The following is a 593-nucleotide window of genomic DNA, read 5'->3' as shown; positions in this document are numbered from 1 at the left end:
CAGGCATTCCAGGCCCCCGGAGTTCGTTTCCTTCTCGGCGACACGGAGCAGCAGGTCGAACTTGGCCGTAGTCGCCTCGGCCACGTCGGCGGTCAGGGTGACGCCGGGGAGTTGGAGTTCGGCCCGGGCGTTGTTCTGGAACGCCAGCATGACCTGGAAGAGCGGGTGGCGGGACAGGGACCGCGTCGGGTTGAGCACCTCGACCAGGTGCTCGAACGGCACGTCCTGGTGCGCGTAAGCCGCCAGGTCCGCCTCCCGCACCCGCCCGATCAGCTCACGGAACGTGGGATCACCGGACAGGTCCGTGCGCAACACCAGCGTGTTCACGAAGAACCCGACCAGATCGTCCAACGCCTCGTCCGTACGGCCCGCGACCGGCGAACCGATCGGAATGTCCGTCCCCGCACCCAGACGCGACAACAAGGTCGCCAGTGCGGCCTGGACGACCATGAACACGCTGGCGCCGGTCTCCCGGGCCAGGGCGGTGAGTCCCGTGTGCAGGTCCGGGGCAAGCTCGAATGCGACCCGGTCGCCCCGGAAGGAGGCGACGGCCGGCCTGGGGCGGTCCGCCGGCAACTCCAACTGGTCCGGAA

1 protein-coding gene is annotated in these 593 nt (G+C 69.1%); it reads right to left on the bottom strand.

Annotated features, from left to right (window positions below; genetic code table 11):
- Positions 1 to 593 (bottom strand): condensation domain-containing protein (locus JK361_RS40680; protein WP_201828265.1); only part of this gene is annotated, 593 nt, incomplete at both ends.

Source organism: Streptomyces musisoli, from assembly GCF_016741855.1.
Taxonomy (GTDB): Bacteria; Actinomycetota; Actinomycetes; order Streptomycetales; family Streptomycetaceae; genus Streptomyces; species Streptomyces musisoli.
This window is presented reverse-complemented; position numbering and strand designations above follow the sequence as displayed.